General features: G+C 71.5%; 13 protein-coding genes. 7 read left to right on the top strand and 6 right to left on the bottom strand.

Annotation, left to right across the window (positions count from 1 at the left end):
• Positions 1-66: 66 nt before the first annotated feature.
• From tldD to TMZ1T_RS05960, 3 genes are all read right to left on the bottom strand, one after another.
• Positions 67-1512 carry a metalloprotease TldD gene (tldD, locus tag TMZ1T_RS05970; RefSeq protein ID WP_004324448.1) on the bottom strand — a complete coding sequence of 482 codons (1446 nt, stop codon included), beginning with the start codon at positions 1510-1512 and terminating at the stop codon, positions 67-69.
• A 120-nt stretch (positions 1513-1632) separates the two neighbouring features.
• Positions 1633-2457, bottom strand: a complete 825-nt coding sequence (locus TMZ1T_RS05965) for a carbon-nitrogen hydrolase family protein (protein WP_012584926.1) — start codon at positions 2455-2457, stop codon at positions 1633-1635.
• Between the two features lie 94 nt (positions 2458-2551).
• A complete protein-coding gene (locus TMZ1T_RS05960) occupies positions 2552-6577 on the bottom strand; it encodes a YhdP family protein (protein WP_012584925.1) in 4026 nt (1341 codons plus the stop codon).
• Between the two features lie 118 nt (positions 6578-6695).
• Here TMZ1T_RS05960 and glnE point away from each other — a divergent pair, with 118 nt between their 5' ends.
• From glnE to TMZ1T_RS05935, 5 genes are all read left to right on the top strand, one after another.
• Positions 6696-9404 carry a bifunctional [glutamate--ammonia ligase]-adenylyl-L-tyrosine phosphorylase/[glutamate--ammonia-ligase] adenylyltransferase gene (gene glnE / locus TMZ1T_RS05955; protein ID WP_012584924.1) on the top strand — a complete coding sequence of 903 codons (2709 nt, stop codon included), beginning with the start codon at positions 6696-6698 and terminating at the stop codon, positions 9402-9404.
• A 211-nt stretch (positions 9405-9615) separates the two neighbouring features.
• A complete protein-coding gene (locus tag TMZ1T_RS05950) occupies positions 9616-11145 on the top strand; it encodes a CYTH and CHAD domain-containing protein (protein WP_012584923.1) in 1530 nt (509 codons plus the stop codon).
• Between the two features lie 95 nt (positions 11146-11240).
• Positions 11241-11693, top strand: coding sequence for a SixA phosphatase family protein (locus tag TMZ1T_RS05945; RefSeq protein WP_012584922.1), 453 nt, complete (start codon positions 11241-11243; stop codon positions 11691-11693).
• Positions 11694-11925: 232 nt separating this feature from the next.
• Positions 11926-12492, top strand: coding sequence for a DUF2062 domain-containing protein (locus TMZ1T_RS05940; RefSeq protein ID WP_004324107.1), 567 nt, complete (start codon positions 11926-11928; stop codon positions 12490-12492).
• Between the two features lie 52 nt (positions 12493-12544).
• Positions 12545-13501 carry a hypothetical protein gene (locus TMZ1T_RS05935; protein ID WP_041589798.1) on the top strand — a complete coding sequence of 319 codons (957 nt, stop codon included), beginning with the start codon at positions 12545-12547 and terminating at the stop codon, positions 13499-13501.
• A gap of 77 nt (positions 13502-13578) precedes the next feature.
• Here the strand turns inward: TMZ1T_RS05935 and mnmA are convergent, their stop codons facing one another.
• From mnmA to TMZ1T_RS05920, 3 genes are read right to left on the bottom strand one after another with little or no spacing between them, the layout of a single operon-like run.
• Positions 13579-14676 (bottom strand): tRNA 2-thiouridine(34) synthase MnmA, encoded by a 1098-nt coding sequence (gene mnmA, locus TMZ1T_RS05930; protein WP_012584920.1) that lies wholly within the window; start codon positions 14674-14676, stop codon positions 13579-13581.
• Positions 14677-14704: 28 nt separating this feature from the next.
• Positions 14705-15388 carry a hypothetical protein gene (locus TMZ1T_RS05925; RefSeq protein ID WP_004324114.1) on the bottom strand — a complete coding sequence of 228 codons (684 nt, stop codon included), beginning with the start codon at positions 15386-15388 and terminating at the stop codon, positions 14705-14707.
• A gap of 8 nt (positions 15389-15396) precedes the next feature.
• Positions 15397-15849 carry an NUDIX hydrolase gene (locus TMZ1T_RS05920; RefSeq protein WP_004324116.1) on the bottom strand — a complete coding sequence of 151 codons (453 nt, stop codon included), beginning with the start codon at positions 15847-15849 and terminating at the stop codon, positions 15397-15399.
• Between the two features lie 239 nt (positions 15850-16088).
• Here TMZ1T_RS05920 and TMZ1T_RS05915 point away from each other — a divergent pair, with 239 nt between their 5' ends.
• Together TMZ1T_RS05915 and TMZ1T_RS05910 are read left to right on the top strand one after the other, a co-directional pair.
• A complete protein-coding gene (locus tag TMZ1T_RS05915) occupies positions 16089-17009 on the top strand; it encodes a branched-chain amino acid transaminase (protein ID WP_012584918.1) in 921 nt (306 codons plus the stop codon).
• 24 nt (positions 17010-17033) lie between these two features.
• Positions 17034-17234, top strand: a complete 201-nt coding sequence (locus TMZ1T_RS05910) for a zinc-finger domain-containing protein (RefSeq protein ID WP_004324121.1) — start codon at positions 17034-17036, stop codon at positions 17232-17234.
• Positions 17235-17304: the final 70 nt, after the last annotated feature.

The raw sequence follows: 17304 nt of genomic DNA, 5'->3' as shown, positions 1-17304 counted from the left end.
TGGGACGGAGGCGCGGCGGGTTCATGCAGGAGGCGCGAACGTGGCGGTCGAGCTGCGCCGCTCCGCTCAGGCGGTCCCGCCCACCGTCAGCCCGTCGATGCGCAGCGTCGGCTGGCCGACGCCCACCGGAACGCTCTGCCCGTCCTTGCCGCAAGTCCCGACGCCCGGATCCAGCCGCATGTCGTTGCCGATCATGCGGATCTTGGTGAGCGCGTCCGGGCCGTTGCCGATCAAGGTCGCCCCCTTCACCGGGCGGGTCACCTTGCCGTTCTCGATCAGGTAGGCCTCGGCAGTGGAGAAGACGAACTTGCCCGAGGTGATGTCCACCTGGCCGCCGCCGAAGTTCACCGCGTACAAGCCCTTCTTCACCGACTTGATGATCTCCTCCGGATCCTTGTCGCCGTTCAGCATGTAGGTGTTGGTCATGCGCGGCAGCGGCAGGTGGGCGAAGGACTCGCGGCGGCCGTTGCCGGTGACCGGCATGCCCATCAGGCGGGCATTCATCATGTCCTGCATGTAGCCGGTGAGGATGCCGTCCTCGATCAGCACGGTGCGCTCGGTCGGGTTGCCCTCGTCGTCGATCGACAGCGAGCCGCGGCGATCGGGCAGCGTGCCGTCGTCAACCACGGTGACGCCCCTGGCCGCCACCTGCTGGCCGATGCGCCCGGAAAACGCCGAGCTGCCCTTGCGGTTGAAGTCGCCCTCCAGCCCGTGGCCGATCGCCTCGTGGAGCAGGATGCCCGGCCAGCCGGGGCCGAGCACGACCGGCATGGTGCCGGCCGGGGCCGGGTCGGCGCCGAGGTTCACGCGCGCCTGATGCACCGCCTGGCGGGCGTAGTCGTGCAGGCGGTCGTCGCAGAACCAGCCGTAGTCGTAGCGTCCGCCGCCGCCTGCGCTGCCCTGCTCGCGGCGGCCGTCCTCCTCCATGATCACGGTGATCGACACGCGCACCAGCGGACGCACATCGGCGGCTTGATGGCCGTCGCTGCGCACCACCATCACCACCTCCCAGGAGCCGGCGATGTGGGCCATGACCTGGGTCACGCGCGCATCCTCGGCGCGTGCGAAGGCCTCGAGGCGCTCGAGCAGCTCGACCTTGGCGGTGTCGTCGAGCGAGTCGAGCGGGTCGTCGGCCCGGTACAGGCGGGTCCTGAGCTTGTGCGGGACGATGCCGACGCGGCGGCGCTCGCCGGCCGCGGCGATCGCACGCGTGGCGGTGGCGGCGCCGACCAGGGCGTCGAGCGAGATGTCGTCGGAGTAGGCGAAGGCGGTCTTCTCGCCGCTGATCGCGCGCACGCCCACGCCCTGCTCGATGTCGAAGCTGCCCGACTTGACGATGCCCTCTTCCAGGCTCCAGGCCTCGGAGCGCTGGTACTGGAAGTAGAGGTCGGCGAAGTCGATGTCGTGGCGCATCAGCTTGCGGAAGGTCTTCTCGAGCTCCGCCTCGCCCAGGCCGTAGGGCGACAGCAGGTAACGGTCGGCGACCTTGAGGGGATTCTGGCTCTTGCTCATCGGTAAATCCTTGGCGGAGGATGCCGATTGGACCGGCATCGGGCAAAAACGATCATTGCGGGGCGACGACACGAGGAGGCTGCGGCATCGGCCACGTTCGCCCCCTCGCGGACGGCGCGTTCAGGCCAGGCAGCGGTGGCGCAAGGCAGGCAGGCTCCCGCGTACCGCCGCGAGGCGCGCGGGATCGAGGTCCGCGACCACCACGCCGGGGCCCTCGTCGCGGCAGGCGAGGATCTCGCCCCAGGGATCGACGATCATGGTGTGGCCCCAGGTCACCCGCCCACTCTCGTGGCACCCGCCCTGGGCCGGCGCCATCACGTAGCACTGGTTCTCGATCGCGCGCGCACGCAGCAGCACCTCCCAGTGCGCGCGGCCGGTGGTCCAGGTGAAGGCGGCCGGCAGCACGATCAGATCCACCTCGCCCATGGCGCGGAAGAGCTCGGGGAAGCGCAGGTCGTAGCACACCGACAGCCCGATGCGCCCGGCCGGCGAGTCGAAGCAGGCGACCGTGCCGCCCGGCTCGATGGTGGCCGCCTCGTCGTAGCGCTCCTCGCCGCGCTGGAAGCCGAACAGGTGGATCTTGTCGTAGCGCGCCACGCGCCGGCCCTGGTCGTCGAAGACCAGGGTGCTGTTGCGCACCTTGTCCTCGGCCTCGGCGACCAGCGGGAGGGTGCCGCCGATCAGCCACACGCCGTGGCGGCGCGCCTCGCTGGCGAGGAAATCCTGCAGCGGGCCGGCGCCCTCGGGCTCGCGGATGCGCACCTTGGCGGTCTCGTCCTTGCTGATGAGCGGAAAGTATTCGGGCAGCGCGATCACGCGGGCGCCGGCGGCGGCGGCCTGGGCAATCAGGTGCGACGCGGTTTCCAGGTTGGCGGCGACGTCGGGCCCGGAGACCGTCTGGATGGCGGCGATGCGCACCGGCGCGGAAAGGGAGGTTTCGGTCATGTCGGCGAGCTTGGGGCGGGGTGCTGCCGCTGGCGGCAAGACCCCGCGGGGGTTGGGCAAGGAAGGGCACGCAGCTTGGGCGCTCGCCCCCGGATCAGCGCGACTCCGGCGCAGCGGCCCTGCCGCGCTTGGCGACCTGGGGGTCGGACCACGCGCCGGTCACCGTGTACTCGAAGGCGAAGAGCTTCTCGATCGGGTCGCTGAGCACCTTCTGGGCGAGATAGGTCACCACGCCGGCGACCGGATTCACCAAACCCGCCGCCGCGCCGATCGCCACCGACTCGGACAGCGTCGGCTGCACCAGAACGCGCAGGTCCTGCGTTTCGGAGACCACGTCGGCGCTGCCGCTCATCGCGACGCGCGCCGCGGGTCCGCGGATCTCCAGGTCCTCGCTGCGCAGCACACCGCGGGCAAGCTCGATGCTACCGGAAATGCGATCGAAGGCGAATCCTTCGGAGAACACGTCGCGGAAGTCGAGCGTGATCCGGCGCGGCAGCGACTGCAGGCTGAGGATGCCGAGCAGACGGCCGACGCCGGGTTCGAGCCGGTTGAACTGGCCCGCGCCGGTCTCCAGCCGCAGCCTGCCCGACAGGCTGGGATAGTCGATCCGGGTCGGCGCACCCCGCCATGCGAGCTGGCCGGCCAGGCTGGCAGAGCCGCCGCGCACCACGTCGGGGTGGCCCAGGCGCCGGATCAGCCCACCCATCGACGCGGTCTCGAGCGCGAAGTCGAGCTCGGTGCGCTGGCGCGCGCCCGCGCGCCACTGCCCCTTGCCGGCGAGGCGTCCGTCGGCGCTCACCAGTGCGAAGCGGTCGAGCTGCCAGAGGTTGCCGCGGTTGCGTGCGAGGACCTCGAGGCGGCCGAGTTCGAGCTCGTTGATGTCGAAGCGCTCGGCCACCACGTCGAGCGCGGGCAGGCGCTGCGGCGGATCGTCCACCGCCTCGTCGCCCGCGGAGTCGCCGTCTGCGCCAGCCTGCGCGCCGCCGGCCTCGCGCACCAGACGCAGGTGGCGGAAGCGCGCCGCGAGCGTGCCCTTGCCCGCCGCCCGCCAGTCGAACTCGCCGTCCGCGCGATCGCTCTCCAGGCGCGCCTTCCAGCCGCCCGGATCGGCGCGCGCGCGCAGGTCCACCGCCTTGAAGGTCTGGCCGAACACACCCACCTCGTCGGCCGCGAGCGCGAACTCCGCCACCGCGGCGGGCGCTCCATCGCCGGCCACGGCAGCCTCCTCCGCGCCCGCGGCGGGAAGGGGCGCGGCGCGCTCCAGCACGGCGCGCCAGGCGTCGAGGTCGAGGCGATCGAGCACCGCGGCGACACGCACGCCCGCCTCGGAACCCGGCGGCGCGTCTGCGCTCGCACGCCCGAGCGCAACGCCGCCGCGCACCACCCCGCCGGCGGAGCGCAGCAGCTCCGCGCGCAGGCGGTCGTCGATCGCGAGGGTGATGCGCGCATCCTGGCTGCCGGCCGGACGCTCGAAAGCCAGCCTCGCCGGCCAGCCCTCGGCGGCCGATTTGCCGAACGGCGGCGGCAGGCTGCAGGCGAAACCGGCAAGGTCGGAGGCGATCTCGACCCGCGTGCCGCGCCGGCCGACGCGGATGTCCGCGGACCACTCCGCGGTGCCGGCGAGTTCGTCGAGCAGCGGGACCTCCCAGGCTGCCGCCAGCGCCGCGGCGTCCGCCCGCCCGGCGGCGCGGAAGCGCACCGTGCCGTCCTCGCCGGTCTGCGCGGAGAGGCGCAATGGATTGCCGAACAGGCGCGCCTGCGCCTCCGGGATGCTCAGGGTGTCCGCGGTGAAGCGCAGCCGCCCGCGCGCCGCCTCGAGCGGCGGCAAGGCCTCCAGCAGCGCGATGCGGTTGTCGGCGAAGCGGTATTCGCCCTGCACGCGGGAGTCGATCGTCGCGCGCAGCGGCATCACCAGCTCGAGTTCCAGTTCGCCCCGCCCCTCGGCCACCATGCCGTCGGTGAAGCCGTCGATGCGGCGCGACACCGGGCTCGCCGAGACGAAGCGCAGGAACTCGGCGGTCGGACCGCGCGCACGACCGGTGATGGTCATGATCTCGCTCGGAAGTTGGTCGAGGTCGGGCACCTCCGCCACCACGTCCACCAGATCCACCCCGAAGATGCGCCCGCGCGGCACGAGGATGCGCAGACCCGGGCCCTCGAAGCGCACCTCGCCGTCGATGCCCTCGATGCCCGGCCAGCCGGGGGCGTAGTCGAGCGCGGCGTCGGCAACCTGAACGCTCACCAGGAAGCGGCCCTGGCCGGCACGGAAGGGGAAGTCGTCGAGCGCGCCCCGCAATTCCAGCCGCGCCTCGGGCACCTTCGCGGAGCGGATCCCGCGGCGCAGCCAGTCGCGCGTGTCGTCGTTGACCGCCCTGGGCACGTAGCGCCACACCGCGGTCGACTCGGCGCGGGTCAGGCGCGCCTGCAGATCGATCTCGCCCGCCCCCGTCGTCGCCGGCCAGTAACGGCCCGCGGCGGTGCCGGCCGCGTCGGCGTTCTCGAACGCGGCCTCGTCGAGCACGATCGCCAGCCGGCCCTCCGCGCGCTGCCAGCCGCCCTGCGCCTGCAGGCGCGAGAAGTCCAGCGGACCGGGATCGAAGACCGCCGGCAGGTCGATCCGCATGTCCGCCGCGGCAAGCCGGAAGCGCCCGCGCTGCCGGTCGCCGTCCACACTGCCGGAGAGCCCGGTGACGCCGGGCAGACCGTCTTGCGCCGCCAGCCCGAGCCCGGCGAAGCTTGCCGTCAGCGCCCAGTGCTCGGGCGCGGCGGGCTCCCCCTTCCAGGCGAGGCGCAGGCCCTCGACCCGACCGCGCGGCGCAAGCGCCGCCAGGCGCGAGCGCAGCCCGGCATCGAGCGGCAGGTGGGCGGCGAGCGCGACGAGCGTGGCCAGTTCGAGCCGGTCTGCGACGAGGCGCCCCCCGGCCGCCGCGGGCCCGCGCCCGGCCTGCTCCTCGCCGGTGCCACGATCGCGCGCCTTGCCATCGAGCGCCGGATCCAGCCCCAGCTCGACATCGGTGGGGGGCAGCACGAGGCCCTGGGCGGTTTCGAACCCGAGCCCGCGGCCGGCGAAGCGGAATCCATCCTCGCCGCGGGCCAGCTCGACACGACCGTCGAGACGGGCGAGCTCGAGAACCGGCAGATCCTCGCCGAGCACGGCCCGCACCCCGTCCAGCGCGAGGTCGGCGGTCAGCGCATGACCGCCACGGCCGTCCGCGTCGAGCCAGGCTTGCAGCGCACCCTCGCCTTCCAGGCCGAAAGGCAGGTCGACCCAGGGCCGCCAGTTGCCCAGCGCCGTGCGCCCGAGTTCGACGTACAACCGACCGGCGAAACGCTGCGGGCGCAGCGGGTCGATGCGGCGCAGCTCGCCGCGCAGGCTCGCACGCTCGCCGAGGGCGGCCGGCAGCCGTGCCTCGAGCGCGAAGCGCGCCGGACGCGTGCGTCGATCGAGGCGGAACTCCACCTCTTCGAGCTCGAGCACCGGCGCACCGCGCGCTTCGTCCGCCCAGGCAAGACGCGCGCCGTGGATGAGGATCTGGCGCTGCGCGAGCAGCCAGCCGAGGCCGCCGTCGCCGCCCTCGTCCCCGTGTGCAAGCGCGATGCCTGCGACGTGCAGCGCTCCCTCCGGATCGCGGCGTACCAACAGGTCCGGCGCGCGGATCTCGAGGCGGTGGAAATGCGGCTCGAGCATCGCCAGCGAGGACCACGCCAGGGTGGCGTCGATCTCGGGCAGGGTCAGCGCGGGGCGGCCCTGCGCGTCGGACAGGCTCACCCCGGCCAGGCGCAGGCGCGGTCGCCAGCCCGCCCAGCCGCCCTCGATGCGCTCGATCGCCACCGCCACGCCAAGGCGCTCGCCGAGCAACTCGGCGATCGGCACGCGCAGTTCGCCCACTGCCGGCAGCACGAGATGGCGCAGCACCAGCACCCCGACCGCGAGCACGCACCAGACCAGCAGCAGCGCATCGGACAGCCTGCCGGCCGCGCGCCGCCAGCCGCCGCGCGCGGCCGGCAGGCCGTCGACGGACGGGGGTACGGATTCGGCAGGTGCGTGCGGGGCGGAGGGGCTCAGTCGGATGCTCGCAGGACGTTGTGTGGGAGCGCGGTTGCAGCGCTGCCGGCGCATGGCGCGGGCAGCTAGAATATTGGGATCGCGCCCGCCACCGGATCGCCGACGCGCGCGCATTCTACCAAGTCTCGATCGCCCTCTCGATCACCCTCTCGCGCCGCACTGGAGCCCCCTCATGTCCGCCCCGAACAGCGTTTCCGCCCCTGCCCTCCCGCCCGCGGTGGCGCAGGCGCGCCGCCTGTCGCGCTATCTGGCGCGCATGCTCGACAGCCAGCCCTGGCTGGCGGAGGCGCTGGCCGCCAGCATCGAGCGCCCGCTCGCCGAGGCCGACCTGCAGCGCTTCGTGGCCGCGCGCGAGGTCCTCCACGGTGGCGGCGACGGCGCGCTGCGCCCGGCGCTGCGCCAGCTGCGCATGTGGACGCTGTGCCACCTGATCGTGCGCGACCTCGCGCTCGGCGCCCCGCTCGCCGAGGTCACCGAGACCATGACCCTGCTCGCCGAGGTGGCGCTGCGCCACGCCCACGACGTGCTGCGCGCGGGATTGGTCGAGCGCCACGGGCAGCCGCTCTCGCCCACCGGCTGGGAGCAGGAGCTCCTCGTGGTCGGCATGGGCAAGCTCGGCGGGCGCGAGCTCAACGTGTCCTCCGACATCGACCTGATCTTCATCTACCCGGAGGACGGCGACACCGGCGGGCGCAAGGCGATCAGCAACTACGAGTTCTTCGAGAAGCTCGGCAAGCAGCTGATCCAGGCGCTCGCCGAGATCACCGAGCACGGCCAGGTCTTCCGCGTGGACATGCGCCTGCGCCCGAACGGCGACTCCGGCCCGCTGGTGTGCTGCTTCGACATGCTGGAGAACTACTTCGTCACCCAGGGCCGCGAGTGGGAGCGCTACGCCTGGATCAAGGCGCGGGTGATGCTGGGCGAGCGCTGGCCCGAGCTCGAACAGCTCGCGCGCCCCTTCGTGTTCCGCAAGTACCTCGACTTCGGTGCGATCAACGCGATGCGCGAGCTGCACGCGCAGATCCGCCGCGAAGTCGCCCGCCGCGAGCGCGCCAACAACGTCAAGCTCGGTCCCGGCGGCATCCGCGAGATCGAGTTCATCGCCCAGGTCTTCCAGCTCATCCGCGGCGGGCGCGACACCGCGCTGCAGGTGCGACCGACGCTCGCGGTGCTCGCCCGCTTGCCCGAGCGCGGCATCCTTTCGGAGGAGGCGGTGACGGAGCTGTCGAACGCCTACGTCTTCCTGCGCCGGCTCGAGCACCGCCTGCAGTACCTCGACGACGCCCAGACCCACGACCTGCCCGAGAAGGACGAGGATCGCGCGCTGATCGCCGAGGCCATGGGCTTCGCCGACTACGCGGCGCTGCTCGCGGTGCTCGACGCCCACCGCGAGGTGGTGAGCCGGCACTTCGACAGCGTGTTCGGCGACCCCTCCGAGGAGGACCACAGCCTTGATGCCACCTGGGCCAACGCGCGCGACACCGAGGCCGCCACCGGCGCGCTCGGCGAGCTCGGCTACCGCCACCCGCGCATGGCCGCCGAGCGTCTCGCCGCGATGCACGCCAGCCCGCGCTATCGCCAGCTGCCCAACAACATCAAGAGCCGCTTCGACGCGCTCATGCCGCGCGTGCTCGAAGCCGCCGCCAGCACGCCGGGCGCGGACGAGACGCTCGCGCGCCTGCTCGACCTCATCGAGGCGATCGGCCGCCGCGGCGCCTATCTCGCGCTGCTGCAGCAATACCCGCAGGCGCTGCGCCGGGTCGCCGACCTGATGAGCGCATCGCGCTGGGGCGCGCAGTTCCTCACTCGCCATCCGATCCTGCTCGACGAGATGCTCGACGCGCGCAGCCTGGACAACGCCCCCGACTGGAAGGCCTTCCGCGCCAGCCTGGCCGAGGAGCTCGAGGCGCTCGAACCCGACATGGAGCGCCAGATGGACGTGATGCGCGAGCGCCATCACGCCCAGGTCTTCCGCCTGCTCACCCAGGACCTCGCCGGCCTGCTCACGGTCGAGAAGCTCGCCGACCACCTCTCCGAGCTCGCCGACATCGTGCTCGACCTCACCCTGCCGTTGTGCTGGCGGCGCATCAAGATCCGCCACCGCGAGGCGCCGAAGTTCGCGGTGATCAGCTACGGCAAGCTCGGCGGCAAGGAGCTCGGCTACGCCTCCGACCTCGACATCGTGTTCCTCCACGACGACGAGGCGGGGGAGGCGCCCGAGGTCTACACCCGGCTGGCGCAGCGCGTCAGCACCTGGCTGTCGAGCCAGACCGCCGCCGGCCAGCTCTTCGAGACCGACCTGCGCCTGCGCCCGAACGGCGAGTCCGGCCTGCTGGTGAGCTCGCTCGAGTCCTTCCGCAGCTATCAGCTCGAGTCGGCCTGGGTGTGGGAGCACCAGGCCTTGACGCGCGCGCGTTTCTCGGCCGGCGACCGCACGATCGGGGAAGCCTTCGAGCGCATCCGCTGCGAGGTGCTGTGCATGCGGCGCGACCTGCCCAGCCTGCGCGCCGAGGTGCTGGCGATGCGGCACAAGATGCGCGACGCACACGGCAGCAGGAGCGAGGAGGTGTTCGACCTCAAGCACGACGAAGGCGGGCTGATCGACGTCGAGTTCCTGATCCAGTACCTGGTGCTCGGCCACAGCCACGACCACCCGCGCCTCACCGGCAACCTCGGCAACATCGCGCTGCTGGGCATCGCCGGCGAGCTCGGCCTGGTCCCCGCCGACCTCGCCGCCGCCTGCGCCGACAGCTACCGCGAACTGCGCCGCCTGCAACACCGCCAGCGCCTCAACGAGCGTCCCTCCCGCGTCGATCCCGCCGAGGCCGCGGCCGCACGCAAGCCGGTGCGCGCGCTGTGGCGGGCCGTGTTCGGGGACTAGGCCGCCCGGCTGCGCAGCGCTTTCCCGTGGGAGCGACGCGAGTCGCGATCGACCGTCGAGCGGCGCGAGACGCCAGCGGGCACCGATCCGCTGCAGGCCCAGCGCGGGAAAGTGAAATATTTCACGTCGCAAAAGCGCGCATGACGCCCCGCGGGCCGGCGTCTAGAATCCAGGGCACCTGTCTTCCAGCGCCCGCCCGCGGGCGACCTCCATGAGCCACGAAATCGAACTCAAGCTCGCGCTGCCCAGGCGCGCGCTCCCGGCGCTGCGCCGCCACCCGCTGGTGGCCGCGGCGGAGAAATGCGGCAACGCCCTCACCCTCGACAACACCTACTACGACACCCCGAAGCTGCAGCTCAAGGCGCGCAAGGTGGCCGTGCGCACCCGCCGCCAGGGCCGCCAGATGCTGCAGACGGTGAAATGCGCGGCGGTATCGAGCGGCGGGCTGTCGCAGCGGCCGGAGTGGGAGACCGCGTGGACCGGCGGCTTCGATTTCACGCCGGTCGACGACCCCGCCACCGCGCGTCTGCTCGAACGCCACCGCGCAGAACTGGTGCCGGTGTTCACCACCCGCTTCCGCCGCGAGACGCGGCGACTCGTCCCGCAGGCGGGCGTGTCCATCCTGCTGATGATCGACACCGGCGCGGTGCATGTGCGCACCCCGGAGGGCGTCGAGCGCGAGGCGGAGATCTGCGAACTCGAGCTGGAACTCGAGAGCGGGCGCGCGCAGGACCTCCTCGACCTCGCCTGCACGCTCGCGCAGGACCTGCCGCTGATGCCGGCCGACCTCTCCAAGGCCGAACGCGGCTACCGCCTTTTCCTCGACACGCCCGCGGGCGCGCTGCGCTCCGAGATCTCCACGCTCGAGCCCGGCCAGAACGTGGTCGAGGCCTTCCAGGGCCTGGCACTGTCCTGCGTGCGCCAGTGGCAGGGCAACGCCGCGACCGCGCTCGCGCAGGGCGACCCCGACGCGATCGACCCCGACAACATCCACCAGCTGCGCGTCGCCCATCGCCGCCTGCGCGCGCTGCTCAAGATCTTCGCACCCGCCCTGCCCGAGACCTTCGCCGGCACCTGGAACGCCCGCCTGCGCGACAACGCCAACCGCTTCGGCGATGCGCGCGACCTGGATGTGTTCCACGCCGAGCTGCTCGAGCCGGTGACCCCCGAGGGCCTCGCCGACGCAGCCTCGATGGCGGCCCTGCTCGAGACCGTGCGCACGGCGCGCGCAAGCGCCCGCCACCACGCCGGCGTCAGCCTCGACCTCGCCACCCAGGGCCGGCTGCTGCTGGAGTTCACCGCCGCACTCCACCGCCTGCGTGCCGACAGCCTCGCCGAAGCCGCCGACCTGCGCAGCTTCGCCCGCCTGCGCCTCGACCGGCTGCGCAAGCGCGCCCGCCGCGGCGCCCGGGCGGCGGCCAGCCTGGAGCCCACCCGCCTGCACGCGCTGCGCATCGACTTCAAGATGCTGCGCTACGGCGTCGAGTTCTTCGCGCCGCTGTTCGGCACCAGGAGCATCACCCGCTATCTCGACGGCGTGGTGCGCGCGCAGACCACGCTCGGCTTCCTGCAGGACGTCGACACCGCGCACCAGCGCCTGGCCGACTGGTCGCGAACGCAGCCCGCGCTCGCCGCGGCCGCGGCCTTCGTGCTCGGCTGGCACGCCCCGCGCTACGCCCGCCTGCGCCGCCGCGTGCTGCGCGAGTGCGAGCCGCTGCTGTGGGGCGGCAAGCCGTGGTGAGACGGCGCCCCACGGCGGCGGCGCGACAGACCGCGGTCATCGTGCTGTAACCGCAGCCGCCGATGATGCGCGCCCTCGAACCCCGGATGAACGACATGGACCTGCTGCTCTGGCGTCACGCGGAAGCGGTGGACGGCAGCCCCGACCACACCCGCGAACTCACCCCCCGCGGTCTCAAGCAGGCGCGTCGCATGGCGCGCTGGCTGGAAGACAACCGCCCGAAGAACCTGAAGGTACTGGTCAGCCCCACGCTGCGCACCCGCCAGACCGCGACCGCCTTCACCGACGACTTCGAGATCGTCGGCGGCCTGGGCCCGGACGGCAACGTCGCCGACATCCTCGCCGCCACCGGCTGGCCCGAGGGCAACGGCGCCGCCCTCGTGGTCGGCCACCAGCCCGCCCTCGGCCGCCTGTGCGCGCTGCTGCTGTCGGGCAGCGAGGCGGACTGGACGATCAAGAAGGGCGCGCTGTGGTGGTTCACCAACCGCGTCCGCGAAGGCGAGACACAGACGGTGCTGCGCGCGGTGATTCCCAGCGAGCTGGCGTGAGGCGATGAGGCCGCCTCGTCAGGAGTGAGGCGTGATGGGCGAGGGGCGAGGGGCGCCTCACGCCTGACGCCTTGCTCCTGACGCCCGATTGAATTCCTTGCCGCGAGCGCGGTCAGACCAAGGGTAAAAGATCCCGACGGCAGGCTTGCGCGCGGACCCTGAAGCCCGTGCGGGGTTCGCTTGTGCTTTGCGATGCAATGCGTAAGATGCCGTCTTCCTTCCGGAACGGACCATGCTCGAACGCTTTCTGCCCACTCGCGAGGCCATCACGCAAAGCCGCATGCTGCGCTGGCTGGGGCCGCGCCTGCACGACCCGCTGCTGTGGCACGTCAACCGGCGCTCGGTGGCACGCGGCGTGGCGATGGGCGTGTTCTTCGGGCTGATGATCCCAATCGCGCAAATCCCGGCGGCAGCGATCGCCTCGCTGCTGCTGCGCGGCAACCTGCTGATCGCGGCAGCCTCCACGCTGGTCAGCAATCCGCTCACCTACGGTCCGCTCTACTACTTCGCCTACCAGCTCGGCGCGGGCGTGATCGGCCGCCGCACGCCAGCCGCGCTCACCGCGGACGACGTCGAGGCGCCGGTGCGCGCCATCGACTCGCTCGCCCAGGCCTGGGCCTGGATCGGCGGCATCGGCCAGCCGCTGCTGGTCGGCATGGTGATCATGGCGGTGACGGGCGCGCTCGTCGCCTACTGGGGCACGCAGCTGGTGTGGCGGTTGCGCGTCGCCGCCCGTCGTCGCCGCCAGCGCCGCGAGCGCAGCGCGCGCGCATCCGCGCAGGCTATTGGAAGCGCCTGAACGCGGGCGTATCCTTCGCATCCCCTCATCCGCCCAACGGACGGCCATGGCCATGGAAGAGTGCATCCCCGACGGTACGGTCGCGATCATCGACGGCGTCCGCCGCATCTACTACGACGGCTACTGGCTCAAGGCCTACGAGCCGCCGGCGGACACGCTCGACGCCAAGAAGCGGCTGATCCAGGCGCTCACCCGGCGCCTGTTCAACCATGTCGAGCACGGCATCAACATCCCCGGCAAACGCCTCGACGATGCGCGCCGCGCCTACGAGACCGAGGAGGACCCCGCGCGCAAGCGCGTCAAGGGCGCGATGTACGCGGGCGCGCTGTTCAACCGCGCCACCGACATCTTCACCAAGCTGGTGGAGCTCCAGGAGCTGGGCATCGAGATCGCCACCGACAACCCGCTCATGCGCGAATGCGGCGGCTGCCTGCAGGAGGCGCTCAAGCTCGGCCGCCTGGTCCTGCACCGCAGCGGCGACGAGGGCATCGACGAGCTGTGGGGCGAACCCTTCCGCGCCTTCTCGATCCCGGTGGAGGCCTTCTACGAGAGCCGCTACATCAAGATCGCCCAGGCGCTGCGCGAGGTCGACCGCATCGCGGCCGTGATGGCCGCCACCTTCGCCACGACGCCGCTGTTCCGCGGCGTGGAGCCGCTGGTTTTCGACTTTGCGCGCATCGCCAAGATCAAGTGCGAGACCTTGCGCACCGACCCGGACATCTTCGACGTGTGGGCGGAGTTCGTCACCGCCTCCGAGCGCCTCGCCGCGCTGTCGCCGACGCTCGGCCCGGGTACCGACGAGGGCACCCGCCAGCTCGCCGCAGACGGCCTGCACCTGATCCTGCAGGGGCGCAACCTGGTCACCGACATCATCCGCGCACGCGTGACCATGCCCAAGAGCGCGCGCGAGTTCGTCGAGCGCTGCGAGACCTTCGCGGCACGCGCACAGGCGGCCTCGCATCCCCCGCTCGCTGCCGCCGACGTGGGCCTGGGCGAGACGCGCGCGTAAACAAACAGCGCGCGCGGGGGCGTGCGCGGAGAAGCATCGCGACTTGCGTCGCTCCTACAGGAGAGGCCGCTCGCGCCTCACAGGATGATCCCGCCGCCCAGGCACACCTTCGACTCGTAGACCACGACGCTCTGCCCGGGGGTCACCGCCCACTGCGGCTGGGCGAAGGCGATCTCGGCGCGGCCGTCGACGATGCGGTCGATCTCGCAGGGCTGGTCGGGAGTGCGGTAGCGCGGCTTGGCGGTGTACACCCAGTGGGAGTGCGGATCGCGTCCAGCGATCCAGTTCAGGTCGCCGGCAACCAGGCGGTCCTTCAGCAGCGCCGGGTGGGCGTGGCCCTGGACCACGTAGAGCACGTTGGCCTTGACGTCCTTGCCGGCCACATACCAGGCCTCATGCTCGCCGGCCTCGTCCTGGTTGCCCTTCAGGCCGCCGATGTGCAAGCCCTTCCTCTGGCCGATGGTGTGGTACATCAGGCCCTGGTGCTCGCCGAGCACGCGGCCGTCGTCGAGCGCGCGGATCTCGCCCGGCCGGGTCGGCAGGTAGCGCATCAGGAACTCGCGGAAGGGGCGCTCGCCGATGAAGCAGATGCCGGTGGAGTCCTTCTTCTCGGCCACGTGCAGCCCGGCCTCGGCGGCGATCCGGCGCACCTCGCGCTTGTACAGCGCGCCGAGCGGGAACATCGTCTTGGCGAGCTGCTCCTGGTTGAGCCGGTAGAGGAAGTAGCTCTGATCCTTGGTGCCGTCCTCGGCCTTGAGCAGCTGGTACTCGCTGCGGCCGTCGTTGGCCCACTCGCGCACCTGGGCGTAGTGGCCGGTGGCGATGCGTTCGGCACCGAGCTGCATGGCGTGGTCGAGGAAGCAGCGGAACTTGATCTCGGAGTTGCACAGCACGTCCGGGTTGGGCGTGCGCCCGGCCTCGTACTCGTGCAGGAAGTCGGCGAACACGCGGTCCTTGTATTCGGCGCTGAAGTTGACCACCTCGAGGTCGATGCCGATCACGTCGCACACCGAGGCCACGTCGACGAGGTCCTGCCGCGTCGAGCAATATTCCGAATCGTCGTCGTCCTCCCAGTTCTTCATGAACAGCCCGGTGACCTGGTAGCCCTGGCGTTTCAGCAGCAGCGCGGTCACCGCCGAGTCCACCCCGCCGGACATGCCGACCACCACCTTCATCCCCGCCCCGTCCTGCCTTCCATGCCGACTACTGGACATTCGGTCCACCTCCATTGAGCCATTCCGCGAGCGGCAGCACGACCGCCGGCTCGCCATTGTCGACGAACCAGCTGTCGACCACGTAACGTTGTCCCGGACGGTCGTCGCCGTCCATCTCTCCGATCACCAGCCCGTCCTCGGTGCAGTTGCAGCCCGCCAACGCCTGGCCGGGCGGCAGGCGCTCGAAGCGCTCCTCCACCGACAGCGCTTCGATCACCGCGCTGAAATGCTGCAGGATCAGCCGGGTGCGGCGCGCCGGTTCGACCACGCGATGGAAGCGCAGCGCGCCGCGCGCCTCGAGCAGCTGCAGCAGCCGGGTCGTGGAGGTCGAGTGATCGATGCAGTCCATGCGCCCGTCCGCGCCCTCGTCGAGCAGGTTGCCGGCGCGGTCGGCCGCGATCGCCGTCTGGGTCGCGGCCACCCGGTACAGCCCGCCCACCGCCTCGGCGAGGCGCTCGCGCTCCTCCCCGGCGCTGCGTGCCGCAGCGAGGCGTTCGCCGATCCGGCGCAGGGTGGACTCGCGCACGCGCACGCTGCCCTCGCTCGCGCAGCCGTAGTTGTAGCAGATGTTCACGCGCGCGCCGCCGGCGGGGCCCTGCGCCCCCGCCATCGCCCACGTCGTCGCCGGCAGGGCGAGCAGCGCGGGCAGCAGCAGGCGGAGCGCAGGTGCCATCATCCCGTTCAGCGGTGATGCACCAGCGCCAGCGGATGGCGCTGCCCGGCGATCCAGTCCTCGATGCACTGCAGGATCAGCGGGCTGCGGTGGCGATCGGCGCATGCGCGCACCTCGTCGAGCGTCAGCCACACCGCGCGCACGATGCCCTCGTCCAGCCTGCGCCCGGACTCCTCGCCGCACAGACGGCCGCCGTAGGCGAAGCGCAGGTAGGTGATGTCGCCCTGGGGGCGGGTCCACTGATAGATGCCGACCAGGTATTCCGGCTCGAAGTGGTGGGCGGTCTCTTCCAGCACCTCCCGCACCGTGGCCTGCAGCAGGGACTCGCCCTCCTCGAGGTGGCCGGCAGGCTGATTGAAGCGCAGGCCTTCGGGCGTCTCCTCCTCGACGAGCAGGAAGCGGCCGTCGCGCTCGATGATGGCGGCGACGGTGACATTGGGTTTCCAGGGACGATCCTTCACTTCGATGCTCCAGGCGCATGAAGGCCCGCATTCTAGCGCGCACCACCGGGGATGGAGGAGCACCGCTTGCCCGTCGACCGCGCTGGCGCCCGGTCTGCGACGGCGGTCGCGGCTTTGCGCGCAGCCCGCGTCCTCGGCACGGCTTTACGCTAGAATCCGAAGGCTTTGCGCCCCGTGGACGATCGAGGGTGCGCGACGAACCCATCCAGCGAACATTTTTCAAGGCGGAGATCTTCATCATGTCCATGGCTGACCGCGACGGCTTCATCTGGCAGGACGGCAAGCTCGTTCCGTGGCGCGAGGCGACCACCCACGTCCTCACCCACTCGCTCCACTACGGCCTCGCCGTGTTCGAGGGCGTCCGTGCCTACAACACCGTCAGCGGCACCGCGATCTTCCGCCTCGCCGAGCACACCCAGCGCCTGATCAATTCCGGCAAGATCTACATGATGGACATCCCCTATTCCAAGGATGAACTCATGGAGGCGCAGAAGGAGGTCGTGCGCGCGAACAAGCTCGAGTCCTGCTACCTGCGCCCGATCGCCTTCTACGGCTCGGAAAAAATGGGCATCTCCACGCTCGGCGCGCGCGTCCATGTCGCGATCGCGGCCTGGCCCTGGGGCGCCTACCTCGGCGAGGAAGGCCTGCAGAAGGGCATCCGCGTGAAGACCTCGTCCTACACCCGCCACCACGTCAACTCGACGATGCCGCGCGCCAAGCTGTCGGCGACCTACCCGAACTCGATCCTCGCCAACCTCGAGGTCACCCGCATGGGCTACGACGAGGCCCTGCTGCTCGACAACCAGGGCTTCGTCGCCGAGGGTGCAGGCGAGAACCTCTTCATCGTCAAGGACGGCCGCATCTACGAGCCCGAGATCGCCTCCGCGCTCACCGGCATCACCCGCGACTCCATCCACGTGATCGCGCGCGAGCTCGGCTACGAGGTCGGCACCAAGCGCCTGACCCGCGACGACATCTACCTCGCCGACGAGGCCTTCTTCACCGGCACCGCCGCCGAGGTCACCCCGATCCGCGAGCTCGACGACCGCCAGATCGGCGAAGGCAGGCGCGGCCCGGTCACCGAGAAGATCCAGACCCGCTTCTTCGACGTCGTCAACGGCCGTGCGCCCGAATACGCGCACTGGCTCGCCCACGTCTGATTTCCACGCTCCGAGGATTCCGTCATGGTTGAGAACACCGACAAGACCCAGGCCGTCGTCACCACCGCCAAGGACCTGCCGCTGCACTGCCCGCCGCCGGGCGCGCCGCTGTGGGCCCGCCACCCGCGCGTGTTCCTCGACATCCTGAAGACCGGCGAGGCGGTCTGCCCGTACTGCAGCGCACACTACGTGTTCAACGGCGAGCGCCCCAAGGGCCATCACTGAGAACCCGGGTGCCGGGCCAGAATGGCCCGCGACCCGACCGGACCACGGGGGCTGCGGCCCCCGTGGTCTT

It is taken from the genome of Thauera aminoaromatica (assembly GCF_000021765.1).
Taxonomy (GTDB): Bacteria; Pseudomonadota; Gammaproteobacteria; order Burkholderiales; family Rhodocyclaceae; genus Thauera; species Thauera aminoaromatica.
Note: the sequence above shows the minus strand (reverse complement) of the source record. Positions and strands in the feature narration are given on the sequence as shown.